Genomic DNA, 556 nt, shown 5'->3' on the forward strand with positions numbered 1-556 from the left:
CGGGTTCGAACTGCGCAGCGACGCCTATGGCGCCATCCGCGCCCACCAGGGGCTGTACCTCACCAGCTGGGGCCAGCTCGGCGCCAACGGCGACCAGCTCGATTTGACGCCGGCCAAGCAGCAACTCGACAGCGCCTACCAGCTCAGCGACACGCTCAGCCAGAGTGCGGCGGACCACAACGCCGACGCCCTCGACAGCCGCGACAACCTCAAGCAGGCCGGTGAAGACGCCGACGACACCTACGGCACCAGCGAACAGCTCACCGATGCCACTCAGGATAGCGCCCGCGGCGCTACCGACAGCGGTGGCCGCGGCCAGGCCGCCCGCATGAAAGCCCCCTGGCTGCACCTGGCCTCGCCGGCGGGGATCACGGCGAGCACGCCCGAGTCGACCCACCTGGCGCAAGGCAAATCGCTGAGCGTCTCCAGCGGCGAAGACGTCAACATCGCCACCGGCAAGAGTCTCGTCGCCTCGATTTCGGAGAAGCTCTCGCTGTTCGTCTACCGCGCCGGCATCAAACTCTTCGCCGCCAAGGGCAAGGTGGAGATGCAGGCG

Annotated in this window: 1 protein-coding gene; it reads left to right on the forward strand. The window is 68.2% G+C overall.

Features of this window, described 5'->3' with window-relative positions:
• On the forward strand, window positions 1-556 hold a 556-nt coding region (locus L1073_RS17145; RefSeq protein ID WP_246901445.1), incomplete at both ends, for a DUF2345 domain-containing protein.

The sequence above is a fragment of the Chromohalobacter nigrandesensis genome (assembly GCF_023061285.1).
Taxonomy (GTDB): Bacteria; Pseudomonadota; Gammaproteobacteria; order Pseudomonadales; family Halomonadaceae; genus Chromohalobacter; species Chromohalobacter nigrandesensis.